This is a genomic window from Streptomyces sp. NPDC052109 (assembly GCF_040680195.1).
Lineage (GTDB): Bacteria > Actinomycetota > Actinomycetes > Streptomycetales > Streptomycetaceae > Streptomyces.
Genome location: NZ_JBFAWF010000009.1, coordinates 255,377 through 278,683, shown reverse-complemented (window position 1 = coordinate 278,683; position 23,307 = coordinate 255,377). Strand labels below are relative to the sequence as shown.

The 23,307-nt window shown below is 70.9% G+C and carries 21 protein-coding genes and 1 pseudogene; 8 read left to right on the top strand and 14 right to left on the bottom strand.

What is annotated here, in order from left to right; translation table 11 throughout:
* Window positions 1–46: 46 nt before the first annotated feature.
* The gene (locus AB0L59_RS20955) at window positions 47–1,456 is read right to left on the bottom strand and encodes a cation:dicarboxylase symporter family transporter (protein WP_365585705.1); all 1,410 of its coding nucleotides are present in this window, start codon (window positions 1,454–1,456) and stop codon (window positions 47–49) included.
* 121 nt (window positions 1,457–1,577) lie between these two features.
* Here AB0L59_RS20955 and AB0L59_RS20950 point away from each other — a divergent pair, with 121 nt between their 5' ends.
* The 3 genes from AB0L59_RS20950 (at window position 1,578) to AB0L59_RS20940 (ending at window position 4,904) form a co-directional block, all read left to right on the top strand.
* Entirely contained in the window at window positions 1,578–3,206 is a 1,629-nt protein-coding gene (locus tag AB0L59_RS20950; RefSeq protein WP_365585639.1) for a sensor histidine kinase, read from the top strand.
* Window positions 3,203–3,895 carry a response regulator gene (locus tag AB0L59_RS20945; RefSeq protein ID WP_365585638.1) on the top strand — a complete coding sequence of 231 codons (693 nt, stop codon included), beginning with the start codon at window positions 3,203–3,205 and terminating at the stop codon, window positions 3,893–3,895. Before AB0L59_RS20950 ends, AB0L59_RS20945 begins: the two co-directional genes overlap by 4 nt.
* 319 nt (window positions 3,896–4,214) lie before the next feature.
* A complete protein-coding gene (locus AB0L59_RS20940) occupies window positions 4,215–4,904 on the top strand; it encodes an XRE family transcriptional regulator (RefSeq protein ID WP_365585635.1) in 690 nt (229 codons plus the stop codon).
* Here AB0L59_RS20940 and AB0L59_RS20935 read toward each other — a convergent pair.
* A complete protein-coding gene (locus tag AB0L59_RS20935) occupies window positions 4,901–5,926 on the bottom strand; it encodes an ATP-dependent 6-phosphofructokinase (RefSeq protein ID WP_365585632.1) in 1,026 nt (341 codons plus the stop codon). The genes AB0L59_RS20940 and AB0L59_RS20935 overlap by 4 nt on opposite strands.
* A 215-nt stretch (window positions 5,927–6,141) precedes the next feature.
* On the opposite strand from AB0L59_RS20935, the gene pta reads away from it, so the two are divergent.
* The 3 genes from pta to pyk all read left to right on the top strand — a co-directional run bounded on the left by pta (window position 6,142) and on the right by pyk (window position 10,961).
* On the top strand, window positions 6,142–8,217 hold the full coding sequence (pta, locus tag AB0L59_RS20930) for a phosphate acetyltransferase (protein WP_365585629.1): 2,076 nt from the start codon (window positions 6,142–6,144) through the stop codon (window positions 8,215–8,217).
* Window positions 8,218–8,240: 23 nt separating this feature from the next.
* Entirely contained in the window at window positions 8,241–9,449 is a 1,209-nt protein-coding gene (locus AB0L59_RS20925; protein ID WP_365585627.1) for an acetate kinase, read from the top strand.
* Window positions 9,450–9,533: 84 nt separating this feature from the next.
* On the top strand, window positions 9,534–10,961 hold the full coding sequence (pyk, locus tag AB0L59_RS20920; RefSeq protein WP_365585624.1) for a pyruvate kinase: 1,428 nt from the start codon (window positions 9,534–9,536) through the stop codon (window positions 10,959–10,961).
* Window positions 10,962–11,059: 98 nt separating this feature from the next.
* Here the strand turns inward: pyk and AB0L59_RS20915 are convergent, their stop codons facing one another.
* From AB0L59_RS20915 to AB0L59_RS20900, 4 genes are all read right to left on the bottom strand, one after another.
* On the bottom strand, window positions 11,060–12,445 hold the full coding sequence (locus AB0L59_RS20915) for a hypothetical protein (RefSeq protein ID WP_365585622.1): 1,386 nt from the start codon (window positions 12,443–12,445) through the stop codon (window positions 11,060–11,062).
* Window positions 12,435–12,989 carry a DUF6114 domain-containing protein gene (locus AB0L59_RS20910; protein WP_365585619.1) on the bottom strand — a complete coding sequence of 185 codons (555 nt, stop codon included), beginning with the start codon at window positions 12,987–12,989 and terminating at the stop codon, window positions 12,435–12,437. Before AB0L59_RS20910 ends, AB0L59_RS20915 begins: the two co-directional genes overlap by 11 nt.
* Window positions 12,990–13,106: 117 nt before the next feature.
* A complete protein-coding gene (locus AB0L59_RS20905; RefSeq protein WP_365585616.1) occupies window positions 13,107–13,745 on the bottom strand; it encodes a DUF6230 family protein in 639 nt (212 codons plus the stop codon).
* 622 nt (window positions 13,746–14,367) lie between these two features.
* On the bottom strand, window positions 14,368–15,336 hold the full coding sequence (locus tag AB0L59_RS20900; RefSeq protein WP_365585613.1) for a tetratricopeptide repeat protein: 969 nt from the start codon (window positions 15,334–15,336) through the stop codon (window positions 14,368–14,370).
* 211 nt (window positions 15,337–15,547) lie between these two features.
* Between AB0L59_RS20900 and AB0L59_RS20895 the strand changes: the two genes are divergently transcribed.
* Window positions 15,548–16,168, top strand: coding sequence for a TetR/AcrR family transcriptional regulator (locus AB0L59_RS20895; protein ID WP_365585610.1), 621 nt, complete (start codon window positions 15,548–15,550; stop codon window positions 16,166–16,168).
* A 30-nt stretch (window positions 16,169–16,198) separates the two neighbouring features.
* On the opposite strand, the gene AB0L59_RS20890 is transcribed toward AB0L59_RS20895, so the two are convergent.
* From AB0L59_RS20890 to AB0L59_RS20870, 5 genes are all read right to left on the bottom strand, one after another.
* On the bottom strand, window positions 16,199–16,444 hold the full coding sequence (locus AB0L59_RS20890; protein ID WP_365585607.1) for a hypothetical protein: 246 nt from the start codon (window positions 16,442–16,444) through the stop codon (window positions 16,199–16,201).
* Between the two features lie 191 nt (window positions 16,445–16,635).
* Complete coding sequence (locus AB0L59_RS20885) at window positions 16,636–18,336, bottom strand: methylmalonyl-CoA mutase family protein (protein WP_365585604.1); 1,701 nt, start codon at window positions 18,334–18,336, stop codon at window positions 16,636–16,638.
* Between the two features lie 86 nt (window positions 18,337–18,422).
* A complete protein-coding gene (locus AB0L59_RS20880; protein WP_365585602.1) occupies window positions 18,423–18,761 on the bottom strand; it encodes a DUF3817 domain-containing protein in 339 nt (112 codons plus the stop codon).
* Window positions 18,762–18,818: 57 nt separating this feature from the next.
* Window positions 18,819–19,328, bottom strand: coding sequence for a MarR family transcriptional regulator (locus tag AB0L59_RS20875; protein ID WP_365585599.1), 510 nt, complete (start codon window positions 19,326–19,328; stop codon window positions 18,819–18,821).
* A gap of 11 nt (window positions 19,329–19,339) precedes the next feature.
* A complete protein-coding gene (locus AB0L59_RS20870) occupies window positions 19,340–20,608 on the bottom strand; it encodes an MFS transporter (protein ID WP_365585597.1) in 1,269 nt (422 codons plus the stop codon).
* 75 nt (window positions 20,609–20,683) lie between these two features.
* On the opposite strand from AB0L59_RS20870, the pseudogene AB0L59_RS20865 reads away from it, so the two are divergent.
* A pseudogene (locus tag AB0L59_RS20865) lies at window positions 20,684–21,649 on the top strand (DUF5937 family protein); the annotation flags it as partial.
* Window positions 21,650–21,767: 118 nt separating this feature from the next.
* Here the strand turns inward: AB0L59_RS20865 and AB0L59_RS20860 are convergent.
* The 3 genes from AB0L59_RS20860 to AB0L59_RS20850 all read right to left on the bottom strand — a co-directional run bounded on the left by AB0L59_RS20860 (window position 21,768) and on the right by AB0L59_RS20850 (window position 23,265).
* Window positions 21,768–22,520: a hypothetical protein gene (locus AB0L59_RS20860; protein WP_365585594.1), complete on the bottom strand. Its 753-nt coding sequence runs from the start codon at window positions 22,518–22,520 to the stop codon at window positions 21,768–21,770.
* Window positions 22,521–22,630: 110 nt separating this feature from the next.
* Entirely contained in the window at window positions 22,631–22,924 is a 294-nt protein-coding gene (locus AB0L59_RS20855; RefSeq protein WP_365585592.1) for an MTH1187 family thiamine-binding protein, read from the bottom strand.
* Entirely contained in the window at window positions 22,921–23,265 is a 345-nt protein-coding gene (locus tag AB0L59_RS20850) for a DUF3817 domain-containing protein (protein WP_365585590.1), read from the bottom strand. The genes AB0L59_RS20855 and AB0L59_RS20850 overlap by 4 nt, the downstream gene beginning before the upstream one ends.
* Between the last annotated feature and the right edge of the window lie 42 nt (window positions 23,266–23,307).

Here is a 23,307-nt window from a genome sequence, read left to right as displayed (position 1 = left end):
GCCCGGGTTCAGGCGGGGCCGGGCGTCCGGAGTTCCGTGCGGTGGATCAGGCCTTGGCCAGCTCCTCTTCCCTGGGCTCGGGAACCTCGGTCACCGTCCCCCTGCCCTCGTCCATCAGCGTGGTCTCGTCGAACGGCAGCTCACCCGCGAGCACCTGCCGCACCCGCTCCTTGTCGATCTCCTTCGTCCACGTGCCCACCAGCACCGTGGCGACGGCGTTGCCCGCGAAGTTCGTCAGGGCGCGCGCCTCGCTCATGAACCGGTCGATGCCGACGATCAGCCCGACCCCGTCGACCAGCGCCGGCTTGTGCGACTGCAGGCCCCCGGCCAGGGTGGCGAGACCGGCGCCGCTGACGCCCGCCGCGCCCTTGGACGCCAGCAGCAGGAACAGCAGCAGCGGGATCTGCTCGCCCACCGACATGGGCGTGCCCAGCGCGTCGGCGATGTACAGCGACGCCATGGTCATGTAGATCATCGTGCCGTCGAGGTTGAAGGAGTAACCGGTCGGCACGGTGATACCGACGACCGGCTTGCTGACCCCCAGGTGCTCCATCTTCGCGATCAGCCGCGGCAGCGCGGACTCGGAGGAGGAGGTGGACAGGATCAGCAGGAACTCCCGCGCCAGGTACTTGAGCAGCGAGAAGACGTTCAGCCCCGAGACGATCCGCAGGATCGCGCCGAGCACCACGAAGACGAACAGGACGCAGGTGACGTAGAAGCCGAGCATCAGCACGGCGAGGCTCTTGAGCGCGTCCAGGCCGGCCGAGCCGGTGACGGCCGCGATCGCTCCGAACGCGCCGATCGGCGCGGCCCACATGACCATCGACAGAATGCGGAAGACGAGCCGCTGGATGTGCTCGATGCCCCGCAGCACCGGCTGCCCCACCGATCCCATGGCCTGCAGCGCGAACCCGGCGAGCAGGGCCACCAGCAGCGTCTGGAGGACCTGGCCCTCGGTGAAGGCGGAGACGAACGTGGTCGGGATGATCGACAGCACGAAGTCGACGGGCGGCAGCGCGTCGCTGGCCACCTGGGCGTGACCGGTCTGCTTGAGCGCGTTGGTCAGGTGCAGCCCGTCCCCGGGGTGCAGCACGTTGCCGACGACGAGCCCGATGGCCAGCGCGACGAGCGACATCACGAGGAAGTAGCCGAGGGCGATACCGCCGACGGCGCCGACCTTGGCGGCCTTCCGCACGGACCCGATGCCCAGCACGATCGTGCAGAAGATGATCGGCGAGATCATCATCTTGATCAGGTTCACGAAACCGGTACCGAGCGGTTTCAGCTGGACCGCGGCATCGGGCCAGATGAGCCCCACGGCGATGCCGAGGACGACCGCCGCGATGACGGCGATGTACAGATAGTGGGTCCGGTCCCGCTTCACGCGGGGTACGGCAGGTGCCGTATCGGGGGTGCTGGCGGCCACGGCTGCCCTCCTTGACGTCTTCGTCGGCATCACCGGCGTGCGGCTCACGTCCGGGGGTTGTGGGGGATGCCGTGACTATCTCCCGCCCTGTGAGGGCGGTCACCCTTCCGTTCATTTAGTTCACGCTTAACCGGAGAGGCACACTGCTGACATGCGCTTTCCGTCCCTCTCGCGCCCCCGCAGCCTGGCCGGCCAGCTGTTCGCCATGCAGGCCGTGCTGATAGCGGTGGTCGTGACCGGGTACGCGCTGTTCACCTACGTCAGCGACAAGAGCCAGGCCGAGGACGCGGCCGCCCGGCAGGCCACCGCGGTGGCCCGCTCGATCGCCGACTCCCCCTCGGTCCGCGCGGCCGTCCGCACCAGTGACCCGTCCGCCCTCCTGGAGCCGTACGCCCTGCAGGTCACACGGGACGCGAACGTCGACTTCGTCACGATCATGACCCCGTCCGGGATCCGCTGGACCCACCCCGACCCGAAACAGATCGGCAAACGCTTCCTCGGCACCATCGCCCCCGCCCAGCACGGCCGCACCTTCACCGAGACCTACACCGGCACGCTCGGCCCCTCCGTGCGTGCCGTGACGCCGGTGAACGACAACGGCCGGATCGTCGCCCTGGTGAGCGCCGGCATCACCGTGGAGACGATCAGCGAACGGGTCCAGAACCAGGTCACGGCCCTGCTCGGCGTCGCCGGCGCCACCCTGCTGCTGGGCGCGGTCGGCACGTACGTGGTCAACGCGCGGCTGCGGCGCCACACCCACGGCATGAACGCCACCGAGCTGAGCCGGATGCACGACTACCACCAGGCGGCGCTGCACGCGGTCCGCGAAGGACTGCTGATGCTGGACGGGCAGTACAGGGTGGCACTGATCAACGACGGCGGGCGGGAGCTGCTCGGCGTCGCCACCGAGGAGGAGGTGATCGGCCGCTCGGTCGCCGAGCTGGGTCTGCCGGCCCCGCTGACCGGGGCGCTGCTGTCCTCCGAGCCCCGGGTGGACGAGGTGCATCTGACCGCGTCCCGGGTGCTGGTGGTGAACACCTCCCCGGTGTCCGGCGGGGAGCGCCGCGGCACGGTCGTCACCCTGCGCGACGTCACTGAACTCCAGTCGCTGATGGGCGAGTTGGACTCGGAGCGGGGATTCACCCAGGCCCTGCGCTCGCAGGCGCACGAGGCGGCGAACCGGCTGCACACCGTGGTGTCACTGATCGAGCTGGGCCGGGCGGAGGAGGCGGTGGAGTTCGCCACGGCGGAACTGGAACTGGCCCAGGCCCTGACCGACCAGGTGGTCGCGGCGGTCGGCGAACCGGTGCTCGCCGCCCTGCTGCTGGGCAAGACGGCCCAGGCCAACGAGCGGGGCGTGGAGCTGGTGGTGTCCCCGGACAGCCGCCTCGACGACGGCCTGCTCCCGGACGACCTGTCCGCGCGGGACCTCGTCACCATTCTCGGCAACCTCATCGACAACGCGGTCGACGCGGCGCAGGGCAGCGTCCGGGCCCGGGTGACCGTGACGGCGTACGCCTCGCAGACCGAAGTGGTGCTGCGGGTGTCCGACACGGGCCCAGGTGTCGACCCGGACCATGCCGACCTGGTATTCCAGCGGGGGTTCTCGACGAAGCCGGCCGGTCCCGGCGGCCGGGGCCTCGGGCTGGCCCTGGTCCGGCAGGCGGTGAACCGCCACGAGGGCACGTTGACGGTGGCGGAGTCCGGCGAGGATGGCGAGGGCGGAGCGGTGTTCGAGGTGCGGCTGCCGCTGCGGTCGGCGGCGAGGGACGGCAGATGACCCGGGAACAGCAGCCCATCCGCGTGCTCGTGGTCGAGGACGACCCGGTGGCCGCCGACGCCCATGTGATGTACGTCGGCCGGGTTCCCGGCTTCGTGGCCGTCGGCAAGGCGCACACGGGCGCCGAGGCCCGCCGGATCATGGACCGCACCGCCGTGGACCTGCTGTTGCTCGACCTGCACCTCCCGGACGTGCACGGGCTGCAGTTCGCCCGCTCCCTGCGCGCGGCCGGGCACCACGCCGACGTCATAGCGGTCACCTCGGCCCGCGATCTGGCGGTGGTGCGGGAGGGTGTCTCGCTGGGGGTCGTCCAGTACGTGTTGAAACCGTTCACCTTCGCGACGCTGAGGGATCGGCTGGCGCGCTACGCCGAGTTCCACGCGGCGGCCGGCGAGGCGAGCGGCCAGGACGAGGTCGACCGCGCCCTCGCGGCGCTGCGGGCGCCGTCGCCCGCCGCGCTGCCCAAGGGGCTGAGCGGGCCGACCCTGGAACGGGTTGCGGGCGCCCTGCGGGAGGCGGAGGAAGGCCTCACGGCGGCGGCGCTGGCCGAGACCGTGGGCATCTCCCGGATCACCGCCCGGCGGTATCTGGAGCACCTGGTGGAGGCGGGCCGCGCCGCCCGGAGCCCGCTGTACGGACAGGTGGGCAGGCCGGAGCTGGTGTACCGGTGGGTTCCGCAGGCGCGGTGAACACCGGGGCGGGCGCGCGGCTGATGAGGACCTTCGCGACTCCGCCCACGCGTTGACGCGCGGCCTTCCTGGATCGCAGGCTGTGCCGCGGCGCCGCAGCGGACCAGCCCGGCCCTGGTGGGGACGTACGGCGCGCCGACGTGGCCGGCTCGGCGTTCGCGAGAAATCCGCACCGACGCACTCGGGGGGTCAACGGGAGGACGGGAAGGGTGTTCCGTCCGTTACATACCGAACGGACGGAACTGTACGTTCCGCCAATCCGGGATCCTGTCCGAACAGCCCGTAGCCATCCCGTCACAGCGGCCCTAGCTTGTGCGAGGTGCGCCAACCCTCAGCTCCCCCCTTCAACGCCCCGGCGGCCCGCCGGCTGCGCGCCGCGCTCGGTATGGGACCCGAGCACGTCGCCTACGGCATGCGGGCCTCGTACGGGCTGCCGTACGTCACACCCGATCTGGTGATCGCCTGGGAACGCGGCTCCGTCGCCCCCAGCCACCCGGAACTCACCGCCCTGGCGGGCGTGTTGTGGTGTTCGCCGGGCGAACTCCTCGGCCGGCCGCAGACCCTGCGCGAGCATCGCATCGCGCGCGCCGTCGCGCCCGAGGACGTCGCCCGGGCCGTCGACATGAACCTGCGCGACTATCTGCGCATGGAGGAGAGCGGGCAGTGGCGGGGCAACGAGCGCCAGTCGGCCGCACTCGCGCAGGTGCTGGATCTCGCCCTGCCCGACTTCGTCGCCGTCACCGGCCGCGAGGCGAAGCTCGCCGAGCTCCTGCACAGCGCGGTGACCACCCGCTGGCAGGCCTATGTGCGGCCGGTGGCGAAGCTGGCGCCCATGGGCCGGACCGTGCTGGAAGGCGTCCTGCAGGAACTGCACGAGGACTACCAGGGCCACATGGCCGCCACTCTCAGCTGGGGCGGCGGCAGCAGGAGCGCCAGCGAGTCCGGCCGGGAGTTCCTCGACCGGATCGTGGAGAACTTCTGGAAGAGCGCGGAGGACAGGACGGCCTAGAAGACCGACTCGGCCTCGTCCATCCGGTCCTTCGGCACCGTCTTCAGCTCGGTGACCGCCTCCGCGAGCGGCACCATCCGGATGTCGGTGCCGCGCAGCGCGGTCATCCTGCCGAACTCGCCGCGATGCGCGGCCTCGACGGCGTGCCAGCCGAAGCGGGTGGCGAGCACACGGTCGTAGGCGGTGGGCACGCCGCCGCGCTGGACGTGGCCGAGGATGACCGGTTTGGCCTCCTTGCCGAGGCGCCGCTCCAGCTCGTACGCGAGCGCCGTACCGATGCCCTGGAAGCGTTCATGGCCGTACTGGTCGATCTCGCCCTTGACGTAGTCCATGGTGCCCTCGACGGGGTGGGCACCCTCGGCGACGCAGATGACGGCGAACTTCTTGCCTCGGTCGAAGCGCTCCTCGACCATCTTGACCAGGTGTGCGGGGTCGAAGGGCCGCTCGGGCAGGCAGATGCCGTGGGCGCCGGCGGCCATGCCGGACTCCAGGGCGATCCAGCCGGCGTGCCGGCCCATGACCTCGACGACCATCACCCGCTGGTGGGACTCGGCCGTGGTCTTCAGGCGGTCCATCGCCTCGGTGGCCACGCCGACGGCGGTGTCGAAGCCGAAGGTGCGGTCGGTGGAGGAGATGTCGTTGTCGATGGTCTTGGGGACGCCGACGACCGGGAGACCCGCGTCGGAGAGCATGCGGGCCGCGGTCAGCGTGCCCTCGCCGCCGATCGGGATCAGCGCGTCGATGCCGAACTCCTCGACCATGTCGGTCGCCTTGTCGCAGGCCTCGCGCAGCCGGTCGCGCTCCAGCCGGGAGGAGCCGAGGATGGTGCCGCCGCGGGCCAGGATGCCGCTGACGCCGTCCAGGTCGAGGGTGCGGTAGTGACGGTCGAGCAGACCCCGGTAGCCGTCCTCGAAGCCGATGACCTCGTCGCCGTACTGCGCCACCGCCCGGTGCACGACCGAACGGATCACGGCGTTCAGGCCGGGGCAGTCGCCGCCTGCGGTGAGAACTCCGATGCGCATCGTGCTGTGTCTCCTGCTCGCTGTGGGTACCGGTGAGCCGCTGTCGATTCTTTCACGTCCTCCGGGACGGCGAGGAACTTGACGGGCGCCTTATCCGGCACCGGGGGTATTGTCAAGAGGGTTCTGCTCACCTCGGTGAGCGATTTTTATGCCCCGACGCGACATTCACGACATAAGACATCACGACATAAGACATGAGGAACGGAGTGGGACACGTGACGCGCAGCGTGTACGTGACCGGGATCGACCGCGGTGACGGCCGCCAGGTCGTGGAGCTGGGGGTCATGGAGCTCCTGACCCGGCAGGTCGACCGGGTGGGCGTGTTCCGTCCGCTCGTGCACGACGGCCCCGACCGGCTGTTCGAGCTGCTGCGGACGCGGTACCGCCTCTCGCAGGACCCGGCGACCGTCTACGGCATGGACTACCACGAGGCGTCCGCGCTCCAGGCCGAGCAGGGCACCGACGAGCTGGTCTCCGCGCTGGTCGACCGCTTCCACCTGGTGGCGCGCGACTACGACGTCGTCCTCGTCCTCGGCACCGACTTCGCCGACACCCAGCTGCCGGACGAGTTGTCCCTGAACGCCCGTCTCGCCAACGAGTTCGGCGCCTCCGTGATCCCGGTGGTCGGCGGCCGCCGGCAGACCGCCGAGTCGGTGCTGGCCGAGACCCGCAACGCATACCGCGCCTACGACGGCCTGGGCTGCGACGTGCTGGCGACGGTCACCAACCGGGTGGCCCGCGAGGACCGGGACGAGATCGCCGAGCGGCTCGCGAACCGGCTCCCGGTGCCCTGCTACGTCGTACCCGACGAGCCCGCGCTGTCCGCGCCGACCGTCTCCCAGATCGCCCACCTCCTCGACGCCAAGGTCCTGCTCGGCGACGACTCGGGCCTGGCCCGGGACGCGCTGGACTTCGTCTTCGGCGGCGCCATGCTGCCCAATCTCCTCGGCGCCCTGACCCCCGGCTGCCTGGTCGTCACCCCGGGCGACCGCGCCGACCTGGTCGTCGGCTCGCTGGCCGCGCACAGCGCCGGCACCCCGCCGATAGCCGGCGTGCTGCTCACCCTGAACGAGGTGCCGAGCCACGAGATCCTCACCCTCGCCGCCCGCCTCGCCCCGGGCACCCCGGTGCTCTCGGTGGCCGGCAACAGCTTCCCCACCGCCGAGCGGCTGTTCTCGCTGGAGGGCAAGATGACCGCGGCCACCCCGCGCAAGGCGGAGACCGCGCTGGGCCTGTTCGAGCGGTACGCCGACACGGCCGAGCTGGCCGCGCGCGTGAGCGCCCCCAGCACCGACCGGGTCACCCCGATGATGTTCGAGCACAAGCTGCTGGAGCAGGCCCGTTCCGACAGGCGACGGGTCGTGCTGCCGGAGGGCACCGAGGAGCGGGTGCTGCACGCGGCCGAGGTGCTGCTGCGCCGGGGCGTGTGCGACCTGACCCTGCTCGGCCCGGCGGACCAGATCCGCAAGAAGGCCGCCGACCTGGGCATCGACCTCGGCGATTGCCAGCTGATCGACCCGGCCACCAGCGAGCTGCGCGACGCCTTCGCCGAGAAGTACGCGGCCCTGCGCGCCCACAAGGGCGTCACGGTCGAGCTGGCCTACGACGTCGTGTCGGACGTGAACTACTTCGGCACCCTGATGGTCCAGGAGGGCCTGGCCGACGGCATGGTGTCCGGCTCGGTGCACTCCACGGCGGCCACCATCCGCCCGGCCTTCGAGATCATCAAGACCAGGCCGGAGTCGTCGATCGTCTCGTCGGTCTTCTTCATGTGCCTCGCCGACAAGGTGCTGGTCTACGGCGACTGCGCGGTCAACCCGGACCCGAACGCCGAGCAGCTCGCGGACATCGCCATCCAGTCGGCGTCCACGGCCGTGCAGTTCGGCGTGGAGTCCAGGATCGCCATGCTGTCGTACTCCACCGGCACCTCCGGCTCGGGCGTCGACGTGGACAAGGTGCGGGAGGCCACCGAGCTCGCCCGCACCCGCCGGCCCGACCTGAAGATCGAGGGGCCGATCCAGTACGACGCGGCCGTGGAGCCGTCCGTCGCCGCGACCAAACTCCCCGAGTCCGAGGTCGCCGGGCAGGCCAGCGTGCTGATCTTCCCCGACCTCAACACCGGCAACAACACCTACAAGGCCGTGCAGCGCTCGGCCGGCGCGATCGCCGTCGGACCGGTCCTGCAGGGTCTGCGCAAGCCGGTCAACGACCTGTCCCGGGGCGCGCTCGTCCAGGACATCGTGAACACCGTCGCCATCACGGCGATCCAGGCCCAGACGCCCGCCAACTGAGCACAGAGAGCATCGACATCACCGTGACCGCGACTCGCGTCCTCGTCCTCAACTCCGGCTCCTCGTCGGTGAAGTACCAGCTCCTCGACATGCGTGACGAGAGCCGGCTCGCCGTCGGCCTGGTGGAGCGCATCGGCGAGCAGACCTCCCGGCTCAAGCACACCTGCCTCACCGGCGGTGCCGTCCGGGAGCACACCGGGCCCATCGCCGACCACGACGCCGCGCTCAAGGCGGTCGCCGAGGAACTGAGCCGGGACGGCCTGGGCCTGGACTCCCCGGAGCTGGCCGCGATCGGGCACCGGGTGGTGCACGGCGGGATGTTCTTCACCGAGCCGACCGTCATCGACGACGAGGTGCTCGCCGAGATCGAGCGTCTGATCCCGGTGGCCCCGCTGCACAACCCGGCCAACCTCACCGGCATCCGCACCGCCCGGGCCCTGCGCCCCGACCTGCCCCAGGTCGCCGTCTTCGACACCGCCTTCCACACGACGATGCCGGAGGCGGCGGCGCGCTACGCGATCGACCCGAAGATCGCCGACCGGCACCGCATCCGCCGCTACGGCTTCCACGGCACCTCGCACGCGTACGTCTCGCGGGAGACCGCGCGGCTGCTGGGCAGGGATCCGTCCGAGGTCAACGTGATCGTGCTGCACCTGGGCAACGGGGCCTCGGCGTCGGCGGTGGAGAAGGGCCGGTGCGTGGACACCTCCATGGGGCTGACGCCTTTGGAGGGGCTCGTGATGGGTACGCGCTCCGGTGATCTGGATCCGGCCGTCATCTTCCATTTGGCCCGGGTTGGCGGAATGTCCATGGACGAGATCGACACTCTTCTGAACAAGAGGAGCGGTCTGTTCGGTCTGTGCGGGGACAACGACATGCGGGAGATCCGCCGCCGGATCGACGAGGGCGACGAAGAGGCCGCTCTCGCGTTCGACATTTACATTCACCGGCTCAAGAAGTACATCGGCGCCTATTGCGCCGTGCTCGGGAAGGTGGACGCGGTGGCGTTCACGGCCGGGGTCGGCGAGAACGCGGCACCCGTGCGGGAGGCGGCGATCGCGGGCCTGGAGGGCCTGGGCCCGGCCGTCGACCCGGAGCTGAACGAGATGCGCTCCGGGGAGCCGCGGCTGATCTCACCCCAGGGCGCGCGGGTGGCGGTGGCGGTGGTGCCGACGGATGAAGAACTGGAGATCGCGACGCAGACCTACGCACTGGTCGGAAAGAACAGCTGAATAGCACCTGAGCGGTGTGGCACTCATTTGTATCTTCCGCCAGACGGAATATTCCGTAGCGAAACAAACCGATAGGATCGCCCCATGCGCCGTTCGAAAATCGTCTGTACTCTCGGCCCCGCGGTCGACTCCCACGAGATGCTCGTCGCCATGATCGAGGCGGGCATGAATGTGGCCCGGTTCAACTTCAGCCACGGCTCCCACGCCGAGCACCAGGCGCGGTACGACCGCGTCCGGGCCGCGTCCAAGGAGACCGGCCGGGCCATCGGCGTCCTCGCCGACCTGCAGGGCCCGAAGATCCGCCTGGAGACCTTCGCCGAGGGTCCGGTCGAGCTCGAGCGCGGTGACGAGTTCGTCATCACGACCGAGGACGTGCCGGGCGACAGGCACATCTGCGGTACGACGTACAAGGGGCTGCCGGGCGACGTCTCGCGCGGCGACCAGGTCCTGATCAACGACGGCAACGTCGAGCTGAAGGTCCTGGACGTCGAGGGCCCGCGGGTGAAGACGATCGTCATCGAGGGCGGTGTCGTCTCCGACCACAAGGGCATCAACCTGCCCGGCGCGGCCGTCAACGTGCCCGCGCTGAGCGAGAAGGACATCGAGGACCTGCGCTTCGCCCTCCGCATGGGCTGCGACCTGGTCGCGCTGTCCTTCGTCCGGGACGCCAAGGACGTCCACGACGTGCACCGCGTCATGGACGAGGAGGGCCGCCGGGTCCCGGTCATCGCCAAGGTGGAGAAGCCGCAGGCGGTGGAGAACATGGAGGACGTCGTGATGGCGTTCGACGGAGTGATGGTCGCCCGCGGTGACCTCGCCGTCGAGTACCCGCTCGAGAAGGTCCCCATGGTGCAGAAGCGCCTGATCGAGCTGTGCCGGCGCAACGCCAAGCCGGTGATCGTGGCGACCCAGATGATGGAGTCGATGATCACCAACTCCCGCCCGACCCGCGCCGAGGCCTCCGACGTGGCCAACGCGATCCTGGACGGCGCGGACGCGGTCATGCTGAGCGCCGAGTCGTCGGTGGGCGCCTACCCGGTCGAGACGGTCAAGACCATGTCGAAGATCGTCGTCGCGGCCGAGCAGGAGCTGCTCTCCAAGGGCCTGCAGCCGCTGGTGCCGGGCAAGAAGCCGCGCACCCAGGGCGGGTCGGTGGCCCGCGCGGCCTGCGAGATCGCCGACTTCCTCGGCGGCCGCGGCCTGATCGCCTTCACCCAGTCCGGTGACACCGCGCGCCGGCTCTCCCGCTATCGCGCGAGCCAGCCGATCATCGCCTTCACCACCGACGAGTCCACCCGCAACCAGCTCACCCTGAGCTGGGGCGTGGAATCGCACATCGTGCCGTTCGTGAACACCACCGACGAGATGGTCGACCTGGTCGACCAGGAGATCGCCAGGCTGGGCCGCTTCGACGCGGGCGACACGGTCATCATCACCGCCGGCTCGCCCCCCGGCGTCCCCGGCACCACCAACATGCTCCGCGTCCACCACCTGGGCACCCAGAGCAACTGACACGCCTCACAAGGGCCTTGTACGGCGCTGAGGGCGCCCCCTGGAGCAGGGGGCGCCCTCAGCTGTGTGCGGCTCCCGGACGGGCTCTGCAGGACCGGTCAGTCGGTCGTGTACACGTGCATGCCGGGCACGTGCAGGTTGCCGCCGAACTGCGCGGCCTGGACCACCTTCACGTTGGTGAAGTAGATCAGCGGCAGGTTGAGCGGGGGCGGGCTGTCGGGCGTGAACGTCATCGGGATCAGACCGAACAGGTTGCCCGAGATGCTCTCCGTGTACATCGTGGTGGAGCCGCCCCGGATGGTGGACGTCGATCCCTTGGCCGCCTGCACGTGGTAGGTCTTGCCCGAGAGCTTGTCGTTCACCGTCTGGTGCAGGTCGCCGATGTCCGTGCCGTCGGAGATGACGTACTTCAGCACCTTCTTGGTGGCGCCGGAGGCCGTCTTCACCTCGACGATGCCCTGATAGTCGGCGCCCTTGAGCAGCAGCGAGCTGGCGCTGAGGTACCAGGGGTCGTCCGCCACCGGCACCTTGTTGTCGACGCCGCTCTCGTCGGTCGTGGCCGCCGGGCAGTCCTCGGCCGACGTGCCGGAGCTCGCGGACGGGCTCGGCGTGACCGACCCCGCCGCGTCCTTGACCGCCTGGGTGGCGTCCCCGGCCGTCTTGGAGACGGTGTCGGTGGTCTTCTTCACCGTGTCCCCGACCGTCTTGGTGGCCTTGGAGACGGTGTCGTTGACGGTGTCGGAGAGCTTGGAACCGGACGACGGGTCCGCCTTCGAGGAGCCCGACGTGGACGACGAGTCCGCGGACGCGCTCGCCGACGGGGTCGCGGACGCCGTCGGGCTCGCGGACGAGCTGCCGGAGTCCTTGCCGCCGCCGAGGATGCCGCCGAGCGTGTCGCCGATGGTGTCCAGCAGACCGCCGCTGCTCTTGGACGCCGACGGGGTCGGCGTGGCCGAGTCACCGCCGGAGCCCGACGACGAACCCGACGAGCCGGAGCCCGAGCCGGAGCCTGAGGAGCCGGAGGTCGCGCTCGGCTCGGGCGTGGCCTTGTCGCCGGAACCTGAATCCGACGAAGAGGTCTTGCCCGAGTCGCCGGACTTGCCGTCCTTGGCGTCGGGGCTCGCCGAGGGCGACGGCGTGGCCGTGTCACCGGACGCGCTCTCCGAGGCGGAGGGCGACGGCGAGGACGAGGGGTCCTTGGCGGCGTCCAGCGCCTTGACGCAGTTCTTGTACTCGTCGGCCGTCAGGCTCTTGGACGTGGTCGACGGCGACGGGCTGCTGCCGTTGCCGGCCGCGAGGGCCAGCGTGGACGTGAAGCCCATGCCCATCAGCACCGCCGTCGGCATGGCCACAGAGGCTATCGCCTTGCCGGCCGGCATGTGGAACCTGGTGAACAGCGGCTTTCTGGGGGCCGCGTGGCGGGGGCCGGTTCTCGCGCGGGACCCGTCCACATCGGTCCCGCAAGCCACCTCGTCAGCCGGCACTGTGCCTCCCGTTCGCCCCGTTGGCCGGGCTCGTTCCTGACAGGTCGTTCTCCCCGAACGCGTCCGTGCGCTGCTCCGGCAGCGGTACGGCCTGCGGGGCACCACCCTCGCCCGGCGCCGCGTCGGCCGGCGGCTCCGGCTGCGGAGACGCGCCCGGCGCCCAGGCCACCGCCATCGCCCCACCGACGAGGGCGAAGAGGAAGCCCAGGATGAAGCCGCCGAAGTTGGACACGGGGATGGACACCAGCGCGAGCAGGATCGCGGCGACTCCGGCGAAGACCCGTACGTGCTTCTGGAACCAGAGGCTGATGCCCAGGACGACGAGCAGCACACCGATGATCAGGGACCCGGCCCCCGCGGTGGTCGACATCGCCAGCGTCAGGTGGCCGAGCTGCAGGTGGGCGTACGGGAAGTACATGATCGGAAAGCCGCCGAGCAAGACGAACAGACCGGCCCAGAACGGACGCGTGCCCCGCCAGGCGCGGAACTGCTGCTTCCGGAGGGTGAACTGGCCGGGTGCGGCGGCAGGGGTCTCGGCGCTCATGGAAAACAGCTCCCTGGTGCGGTGTTGCTGTGGTGGTGATGTGTTCCGCGCGTGAAGACGCGGCCGGAGAGGGGACGGGCGGGGGCGCCATCGGCTCCCCCGCCCGTCAGTGAGCGCTTAGTAGCACTCCGCGCCGTCTGTCGACAGCGACATGTGCAGCCCGCTCAGCTTGAAGGTACCGGCTGTGGTCGCCCATGCCGTCTGCTTCACGCCGACCAGCGTGGCCGAATCGGCCTGCTGGGCGAACCCGTACGGGTTGGCCTGCTCGCTGCCGCCCTTCATGCCCGGACCCTTGGAGGCGTCCTTGGCGGCCACACCGATGTCGATGTTGTTGAAGGTCGCGTCGGCGTTGAGGTCGGCGACGTCGATGTAGATCCGGTCGGCCTCGACCTTGTCGTGCCCCGCCCCACCGGCCCGCAGGATCAGGCTGACCTTGCCGAAGATCGGCACGTCCGGCGTGACGACGGACTGGCACAGGTTGGTGATCTCGGCGTGCTGGAACGCCGAGACGGCCACCGGGTGGGCCGTCTTCTTGCCGTCCAGCGTGTAACCGCTGTCGATGGCGCCGTACTGCTCGAAGCCCTTGCCGTCGAGCTCGTCGGCCGTCACCTTGAACGACTGGCCGGACACGCTGAACGAAGCGGCGAGAGCACCCTGCGCGAGGGCGACACCTATGCACGCCGTGGCGGCCACGCTGGGCACCATGACCACAGCGAACCGCTTCCATCTGGTCCCGCCACGCACCTGGGACTCCATATTTCCTCCTTCTCGGACGTACATCTCTTACCGGACTCGGCCCCTGTCGGCGGCTCAGCCAGGTAGGGATGGGAGAAGTGCTACGTCCTCGGAAAGGAGAGCGCCCGCACTCGGAGGCGCGAACCGCGCCCGAATCACCGGCGATCACCCCCGAGCGACAACCACTGGTCGCGCCTGACACGCATCACGCACAACCTTGCTGGACAGGCTTCGCCGGGTGGGCGAAGACCCCCCTGCCCTAGAGCCGGCGCCACTGCCGCCGGCTCTGCTCGGTGGGGACCCAGAGTCTCCCGTGACCCGACCGGCTGCCGGGGTAAGGGAATGGACCGAGCGTCGCCGATCGTGGTGCATTCTCGGCCCGGACACAAGGGGGTTCGTTACTGGCTAGTAACGGCCGGATAACCGGAGTACGACCGACCGGTCTCGGAGCGCGACGCTGGGTGGCATTTCTGGGCAGAGCAAAGCCGTTGATCCCTGGATCAAACCAGACAGATCAACGGCTTCGACTTACTCCGAGTAACAGTTCCGCCGATTGCCAAGATTTGGCAAAGCGCGGTCACCGTGACGACTCGTCGGCAAACCTTTCACCCCGGCATCACAAGCCGTGGCGTTTAGCGACTGGTCAGAACAAGGCCCGCGCGAGCGCCCTCCGCGCCCCCACCACACGCGGGTCCTCGGGCCCCACGACCTCGAACAGCTCCAGCAGCCGGAGCCGCACCGTGTCCCGGTCGTCACCGACGGTGCGCCGCACGGTCTCGATCAGCCGGCCGAAGGCGTCCTCCACATGGCCGCCCACCAGGTCCAGGTCGGCGGCGGCGATCTGCGCCTCGACGTCCTTGGGCTTCTCCGCGGCCTCCTGACGCACCTTCTGGGGGTCGAAACCCTGCACCCGCTGCAGCAACTCGGCCTGCGCGAGGCCCAGTTTGGCCTCGGGATGGGCCGGGTCGTCGGCCAGCACGTTCTTGTAGGCCTGGACGGCGCCACCCAGGTCGCCGGCATCCAGGGCCTCGGCGGCGGCATTCAACAGGGCGTCGTACGGGCCCTCCTGGGCCTGTTCGGCCGGCCGGCCCTGCTGCGCGTCCGGGTCGACGGTCAGGCCGGTGATACCGAACCGCTGCTCGGCGACCTGCACCAGCTGGTCCAGGGTCTGCCGGATCTGCTCCTCGGCGGCCGCGCCCTGGAACAGCGGCAGCGCCTGGCCCGCGACGACGGCGAAGACGGCCGGGATGCCCTGCACCCCGAACTGCTGCATCAGCATCTGGTTGGCGTCGACGTCGATCTTGGCGAGGAGGAAGCGCCCGTCGTACTCGACGGCCAGCCGCTCCAGGACCGGGCTCAGCTGCTTGCAGGGCTGGCACCACTCGGCCCAGAAGTCGATGACGACGGGGACTTCGGCGGACCGCTGCAGGACATCGCGTTCGAAGCCCGCCTCATCGACGTCGATGACGAGATCGGCCGGGGCGACGGCCCCCGTGCCGCCCTGCCGGGCGACCTCGGCGCGCGTCTGCTCGGCCTTGGCCTTGGCCTCCTGGGCCGCCTTCACCGCGGCGAGGTCGACGACGCCGCTCATGGACATGTTCCGTGGCTGCATGCGTCTATCCTCCCCCGTTGCCGCGTCGAAATGAAAAAGCCGGGTGTACGGGCGCCGGGTCCCCACCCCACGCCCCGTGGTCGACGCTCGTGTACGTCCCTCACGAGCTTTCGCTACGAGTCGTAGCGTAATGCCATGGGAGCCCCGCGCGACACCACTCCCCGGTGATCTCCCTCACGACCGCACAGTTCCCGCCGGTTATGGTCGAGGGATGCAGAGCCGCACTCCCGCCAGCCGCACCGGGCGCCCGCGCAGCGCCGCCGCGGACACCGCGATCCTGGCCGCGACCCGGGAGGCGCTGGTGGAACTGGGTTGGTCCAAGCTCACCCTGGGAGACGTGGCGACCCGCGCCGGGGTTGCGAAGACGACGCTGTACCGCCGCTGGGCCGGCAAGAACGAACTGGTCGTGGACGCCGTGGCGGAGCTGTTCGACGAGCTCGAACTCCCCGACCTGGGCAGCCTGGACGCCGACATCGAGGGGGTGGTCCTGCAGTTCGCGGCGATCCTGGCCCGCCCGGAGGCCAAGAGCGGCCTGATGGCGGTGGTGGCCGAGTCCACCCGCGACGACGCCCTGCGCGAGCGCATCCGGGCCTCCATCGTGGAGCGTCAGATGCGGCTGGTACTGGAGGGTCGCGCACGGGCCCAGAGCCGGGGCGAACTCCCGCCGGAACCGGACCCGGAGAAATCCGCCCGCACGGTGGACCTGATCTTCGACGTGGTGGCGGGCGCGGTGGTCCACCGCACCCTGGTCAGCGGCAAGCCGGCCGACGAGGAATGGGTGCGCAGCTTCACCCGGGTGCTGCTGCTGGGCCTCACGGGCGCGACGGGCTGAGCGCGATCACCCGCCCGGCCGGGGGGCGGGTCAGCAGCACCCCGTGCGCCGGGTCCCGTACGGCGAGGTCCGGGAACTCGGCCAGGGTGGGGCCGGAGAACCGGTGACACGGGTGGCGAGGCCGGTGGGCCGCCACCGCCGCCGGTATCCGCCCTGGGCCTCCCGCATCGAGTCACCGGCGAAGGTGGCCCACTCGGGCTCCCGCACCTGGGCCACGAGACCGTGGACCACCTCGCGGCCCAGGTTCCACGACGGCGTCGGCGGGGTCGCCGACATGCGGGAAGACGTGGTTCCAGATCCCGGTACGCCGGTGTGCCCGGCACACCGGGCGAGGAATGACACGTCCCGCGCCGGGGACGGGACCGCAGCCGGAAGCCGCAGGGCGCGCCGACTCGGGCCGGTCTCCCCGGCGGGAGACCGGCCGCACCCGGTCGGTCACGCTCACCGTTCCCCTGCGCCCGCCGCGCTCAGAAGCCGGCCGGCTCCGTGTACACCCCCCACTCGTCCCGCAGCACCCCGCAGATCTCGCCCAGCGTGGCCTCGGCGCGGACGGCGTCCAGCATCGGGCCGATCATGTTGGAGCCGTCGCGCGCGGCGGCCAGCATGCCCTCCAGCGCCGTCCGCACCGCGGTCTCGTCGCGTCCGGCCCTGCGCTCGCCGAGCACCCGGACCTGCTCCCGCTCCACCTCGTGACTGACCCGCAGGATCTCCAGGTCGCCGGTGACCGAGCCGGTGTGGACGTTGACGCCGACGACCTTCTTGTCACCCTTCTCCAGGGCCTGCTGGTAGCGGAAGGCCGATTCGGCGATCTCGCCGGTGAACCAGCCGTCCTCGATCCCGCGCAGGATCCCGGAGGTGATGGGGCCGATCGGGTGCCGCCCGTCCGGGTGCGCCCTGAGGCCCCGCTCCTTGATCTGCTCGAAGATCTTCTCCGCGTCCGCCTCGATCCGGTCCGTCAGCTGCTCGACGTACCACGAACCGCCCAGCGGGTCGGCCACGCCCGCCACTCCCGTCTCCTCCATCAGCACCTGCTGGGTGCGCAGCGCGATCTCCGCGGCCTGCTCGCTGGGCAGCGCGAGGGTCTCGTCCAGCGCGTTGGTGTGCAGCGAGTTGGTCCCGCCGAGGACGGCCGCCAGCGCCTCCACGGCCGTACGGACCACGTTGTTGTACGGCTGCTGGGCGGTGAGGGAGACACCGGCGGTCTGCGTGTGGAAGCGCAGCCACTGCGCCTTCTCGCTCTTCGCGCCGTACACGTCACGCATCCACCGCGCCCAGATGCGCCGGGCCGCGCGGAACTTGGCGATCTCCTCGAAGAAATCGACGTGCGCGTCGAAGAAGAAGGACAGGCCGGGCGCGAACACGTCCACGTCCAGGCCCCGGCTGAGCCCCAGCTCGACGTACCCGAAGCCGTCTGCGAGCGTGTACGCCAGCTCCTGCGCGGCCGTCGCGCCCGCTTCCCGGATGTGGTAGCCGGAGACCGACAGCGGCTTGTACGCCGGGATGCCGGCGCTGGTGTACTCCATCAGGTCGCCGATCAGGCGCAGATGGGGCTCCGGCTGGAAGAGCCACTCCTTCTGCGCGATGTACTCCTTGAATATGTCGGTCTGGAGCGTGCCGTTGAGCACCGACGGGTCCACGCCCTGCCGCTCGGCGGCGACCAGGTACATGCAGAAGACCGGAACGGCGGGACCGCTGATGGTCATGGAGGTGGTGACGTCGCCGAGCGGGATGTCCTTGAACAGGACCTCCATGTCGGCGGCCGAGTCGATGGCGACGCCGCAGTGGCCGACCTCGCCCAGCGAGCGGGGATCGTCGGAGTCGCGCCCCATGAGCGTCGGCATGTCGAAGGCCACGGACAGGCCTCCGCCGCCCGCGGCCAGGATCATCTTGTAGCGCTCGTTGGTCTGCTCGGCGTTGCCGAACCCGGCGAACTGCCGGATCGTCCAGGTGCGCCCGCGGTAGCCGGTCGGGTGGAGCCCGCGCGTGAAGGGGTACTCCCCGGGCCAGCCGATCCGCTCGAATCCCTGGTACGTGTCGCCCGGTCGGGGCCCGTACACCGGGTCCACGGGATCACCGGAGAGCGTGGTGAAGTCAGCGTCGCGCTTGCGTGCGGCGTCGTAGCGGGCCTGCCAGCGGCGGCGGCCTTCCTCGATGGCGTGAGCGTCCATACCATCGAATTTACTTGGACGTCCTAGTAAATGTCGATGGCTGACCGCCGCACGGTGTCCGTACGGCGGTGTGACGACGGTCGCCCTTACGCCTTGGCGACGGCCGGGGCCGGGTCGGCGACCTTGGCCTCCAGCTCGCGGCTGATCCTGCGCTCGACGAAGAAGGCGGCCGTGGGAATGGTCCCCGCGAGCAGCACCCACAGCTGCTTGCCGATCGGCATCTTCGTCTTCGACCCCAGGTCGAAGGCGACGACGAGGTAGACGACGTACAGCCAGCCGTGGGCGATGGCCACGACCCGGGTGACGTCCGCGGCACCGCTGATGTCGAGCCCGTACTTCGCGATCATGCTCAGGCACAGCAGGACCAGCAGGACACCGGTGGTGTAGGCCATGACGCGGTAGCGGGTCAGCACGCTCTTCTTCATGGAGTCGAGCGTAACCACCCGTTCCGGGGGATCTTGTCCGGGGTCAGCCCCTCGGGGTCAGTCCTCGTCGAAGTCGTGGGCCGCGATCCGCAGCGGGCGGAGCATCGCGAAGATCTCCGCGCACTCCTCGGCGTCGTACACCCCGAGCCCGAAGTCCATCGCCATGAGGTCGCGGGTGGCCGCGTCGACCACCTCACGGCCCTTGTCGGTGATGACCGCGAGCGTGCCGCGCCCATCGTTGGGATTGGGGCGCTTGGCCACCAGCCCCGACTTCACCAGCCGGTCCACGGTGTTCGTCACCGACGTGGGATGCACCATCAGCCGCTCGCCGATCTTGGACATCGGCAGCTCGCCGGCCTTGGAGAAGGTGAGCAGCACCAGCGCCTCGTACCGCGCGAACGTCAGTCCGTACGGCTTGACCACCGCGTCGACCTCGGCGAGCAGGATCTGGTGGGCCCGCATGATCGAGGTGATCGCGGCCATGGGCGGCACGTTTCCCCAGCGCTGCTTCCAGAGCTCGTCGGCACGGGCGATGGGGTCGAAGGGGAGGCTGAGTGGCTTCGGCACGTCATCAGACCCTACCGGCCGGTCATATTCCGGGCAGCCCCGTCTCGGCTTTCGGTCGCTTCTCGGGTCTCCGCCCCCTTCTCCGTGGCCCGGGCCGCCACGGCCAGCCCGCAGCAGCACAGCACACCCGCCACACCGGCCCCGGCGACGGCCGCGCGCACCCCCGCCGTCTGCGCCGCCACCCCGGCCAGCGCCATGCCGATCCCCTGGACGGTCATCAGCCCGGCGCTCAGCACGGTCATGGCGCGCCCGCTCAGCTCCTGGGGCACGGCCCGCACGAACCACTGGTCCAGGCCCAGGGTGTACGCCGACCCGGCCCCGGACAGCAGCAGGAGCAGCAGGGACACGGCGAGCCCGGGGCGCAGGGCGTAGCCGAGGTACGGCAGCAGGGTCAGGCAGAGCAGGGGCAGTGCGACACGCTCGCGGGCCACGGGCCGGAGCCTGGCCCCGGCGAACAGTTCACCGGCCACCGTGCCGACGGGCAGGGCGCACATCAGCAGGCCGAGCCCGGTGGAGCCGCCGCCCAGCTCGTCGGCGTACGGCGCCGCAAGCGCCTCCGGGACGACGGAGAACGCCGCCGGCACCCAGAACAGCAGCAGCAGGACGCGCACGCGACGGTCGGCGAACAGCGCGCGCGGTCCCGGCGGGGCGTCCGTGCCGGGGCGCGTGCGGGCGGGGCGGTGCCGGGTGCCGCAGCGCAGCAGCGCGGCGGAGGCGAGGAAGGTGCCGACGGTGATCAGCAGGGCGTGGCGCGGGGTGACGGCGGTCAGCAGCAGACCGCCGAGCCCGTAGCCCACCAGCAGGGCGCTCTGGGCCACGATCCGCAGCAGGGAGCGGCCGAGCACGAACAGGTCGCCGTCGCCGAGGACGTCGGCCAGCGTGGCCATGCGGGTGCCGGAGAAGACCGGCGAGACGACGGCGAGCGCGCAGCGCAGGGCGAGCAGCAGGCCGATGCCGGTGCCCGGGACGGTCATCAGCGCCGCACAGCCCGCGCACACCAGGTCGCAGGCGACCAGGACCCGCCGGGCGGGGAAGCCGTCGGCGACGGGCGCGAGGAGGGCGCCCCCGACCGCGTACGGCAGAAAGCCCAGCGCGAAGGTGAGCGCGCTCAGCAAGGGTGAGCGGGTCAGGTCGTAGACGAGGACGGACAGCGCGATCTCACCGACGATCACGCCGAGCATGGACAGCACGTGGGCGGCGAAGACGGCCCGGAACTCGGGCACGGCGAAGACACGGCCGTAGCCGGCGGGCGCCGGGGCGGCCTGGCGTGGGGCGGACATGCCGGGCAGCGTGCCCGGATCCGGGCGGGAGCCGTAGAGTTTCGGCTCCGGCCGAATCTTTCAGGGGGTGCGCAAATGGCGTCGCGGCTGCACTTCGGCGACGACGACTTCCTGCGCTGCCGGTTCGCGATCTCGCCGCTGTGGGAGACGCAGGAGGCGGTACGGACGCTGAGACGGCCCGACCGGCACGCCTACCAGGCGCCGTGGCTGCGCCGGATCCGGGACGCGGCGGCCGGCCTCGATCTGACCCCGCTGTGGCTGCTGATGCCCCGGCGCGGGCACTCGCCGGACTGGCTCGGCGCGCCGCCGATCGGACCGGCCGCCACGTTCGAGGAGGAGATCGCGGCCGTGCGGGCGTCGGACCCGGAGGCCGCCCGCGAGGACACCGCCCGCGCGCTGGCCTGCACGCCGGGCGCGCTTCGGTCACCGCGGGGCCGGGCCTGGCTCGCGGACCCCGCGCGGATGGTCCGGGAACTGGCGGACGCCATGGCGGAGGCCTGGCGGGTGCTGGTCGAGCCGGACTGGCCCCGGCTGCGGGCCCTGCTGGAGGCGGATGTGGCCTTCCACTCACGGCGACTGGCCGAGGTGGGGCTCGGCACGCTGCTGCCGGAGCTGGACGCCCGGCTGTCCTGGGGCGGGCGCACGCTGACGCTCGCGCTGAACACCGAGCACGCCCGCGACCTCGGCGGCCAGGGTCTGGTGCTGATGCCGAGCGTCTTCTCGTGGCCCGACGTGATCACGGGTTTCGAGCCGCCGTGGCAGCCGACTCTGGTCTATCCGGCCAGGGGGATCGCGGGGCTGTGGACGGAGCCGGGCGCCCGCACACCCGACTCGCTGGTACGACTGCTGGGCCGCAACCGCGCCGAGGTACTGGCCGCGCTGGACGAACCGGCGACCACCACGACGCTGGCCCACCGACTGGACCTGGCCCCGTCCTCGGTGTCGGCGCACCTGACCGTCCTGCGGGACGCAGGCCTCCTCACCGCGCGGCGGTACGGCCACCAGGTGCTGTACGAGAGGACACCACTGGGGGTGGCCCTCACCAGCTCCGGGCAGGAGGGACCGCCTCGAGGGGCGCGGGGAACCGCGCGACGAGCGACGGCGAACCCGCACCCGGCGACGCACCGCGCCACCCCTCAGGTCGGCCGGACGGACGGCGTCACCCGTACGCCTCGAGCCGGCGCAGCACCCGCGGTGCCCGCGCCTGAGTGACCGGCGCCCGCAGACACCGCCGAGCCGCCGGCGTCCCGGCCAGCGGCGCCTTGAAGACGGCGAGGGACCCGGCGACCACCAGCAGGAGCGGGCACAGGTAGGCCATGGTGTCCGCGAAGGCCCCGAAGAGCCGCAGCAGCGACTCCAGCCCCAGCCCGGTCAGACACACCGTGAGCACGAGCGCGCGGACCGCCAGCTCGGTGAGCCAGTTGACCAGCGCGCGCTCGGGGGTGATGCCCCGCTCCAGCCAGAGCCGGAGCCGGTCGAACGACCACGCGGTCGCCCACCCCGTGAGCGGGCGCACCAGCACCCGGTCGGCGACCGCGCCGAACGCTCCTCCGCGGGCGCGGTACTCGTACCCGGTCAGCAGCCGCACGCCGTGCGCGTCCGGCACGTAACGCCAGTAGGCGCTCGCCTCGGCGATCGGGGCGAGCGGGTGCGCGGAGGAGAAGCGCAGGGCGCACACGCGGGTGCCGTCGGGCCGGTCCCGCTCGCCGGCCGCGACGCCGGTGCCGGGCACGGTCAGCAACGGCAGCACGCGCCAGTCGCAGCGGAAGCGCCGCGGCTCCCCCGCCCCGCCCGGCAGCGGCTCGATCGACCTGAAGCGCAGGTCCCAGCGCAGTCGCGTGACGGGGTCCTGGGTGCGCGCCCACAGCTCGTCGAGGTCGGCGCGTATGTGTGTCTCTCGGTAGAGACCCATGGTGTTCCCCCAGGCCAGAACGGGATTCGAGCGAACGCTCGGATGATCAGGAGGGGAACGTACACCTCCGTGAGCGACCGCCCCAAAGCGGCCGCTCCCGGAGGGCCCGGCTACCGCGCCAGGTGCCGCTCGACGGTGTCGACCTTGGAGGTGAGCCCGTCGGTCACACCGGGGCGGATGTCGGCCTTGAGGACCAGCGAGACGCGCGGGACGCGCTCCTCGACGGCGGCGACGGCGCGCTTGACGACGTCCATGACCTCGTCCCACTCGCCCTCGACGGAGGTGAACATGGCGTCGGTGCGGTTGGGCAGACCCGACTCGCGGACCACGCGGACGGCGTCGGCGACGTACTCCCCCACGTCCTCGCCGACGCCGAGGGGCGTCACGGAGAAGGCGACGATCACGCGTTCACGGTCCCTTCCTTGCGGGCGCGGGCGGCGATGACCTCGTCCTCGGCGGCGCGCTTGAGCTTGCGCTCGGCGAAGAAGCCGCCGGTGGGCAGCACGGACAGGACGAAGTACAGGAGGCCGGTCTTCAGCGGCCACTTGGTGCGGTTCCAGGCGTCCGCCCAGAAGATCACGTAGAGGATGAACAGCACTCCGTGGATCGCGCCCATGACGGGGACCGCGTTGAAGTCCGTGGTCCGCTTCAGCACCGAGCACACGAGCAGGATCAGGAAGGAAACGGCTTCCGGGGCCGAGACCAGGCGGAGGCGGCGGAGGGCGGTGGCGGTCTTGATGTCCACGGGTCACCTTCGGTGGGAGAGACGTCCACGGTTTGTGAACGC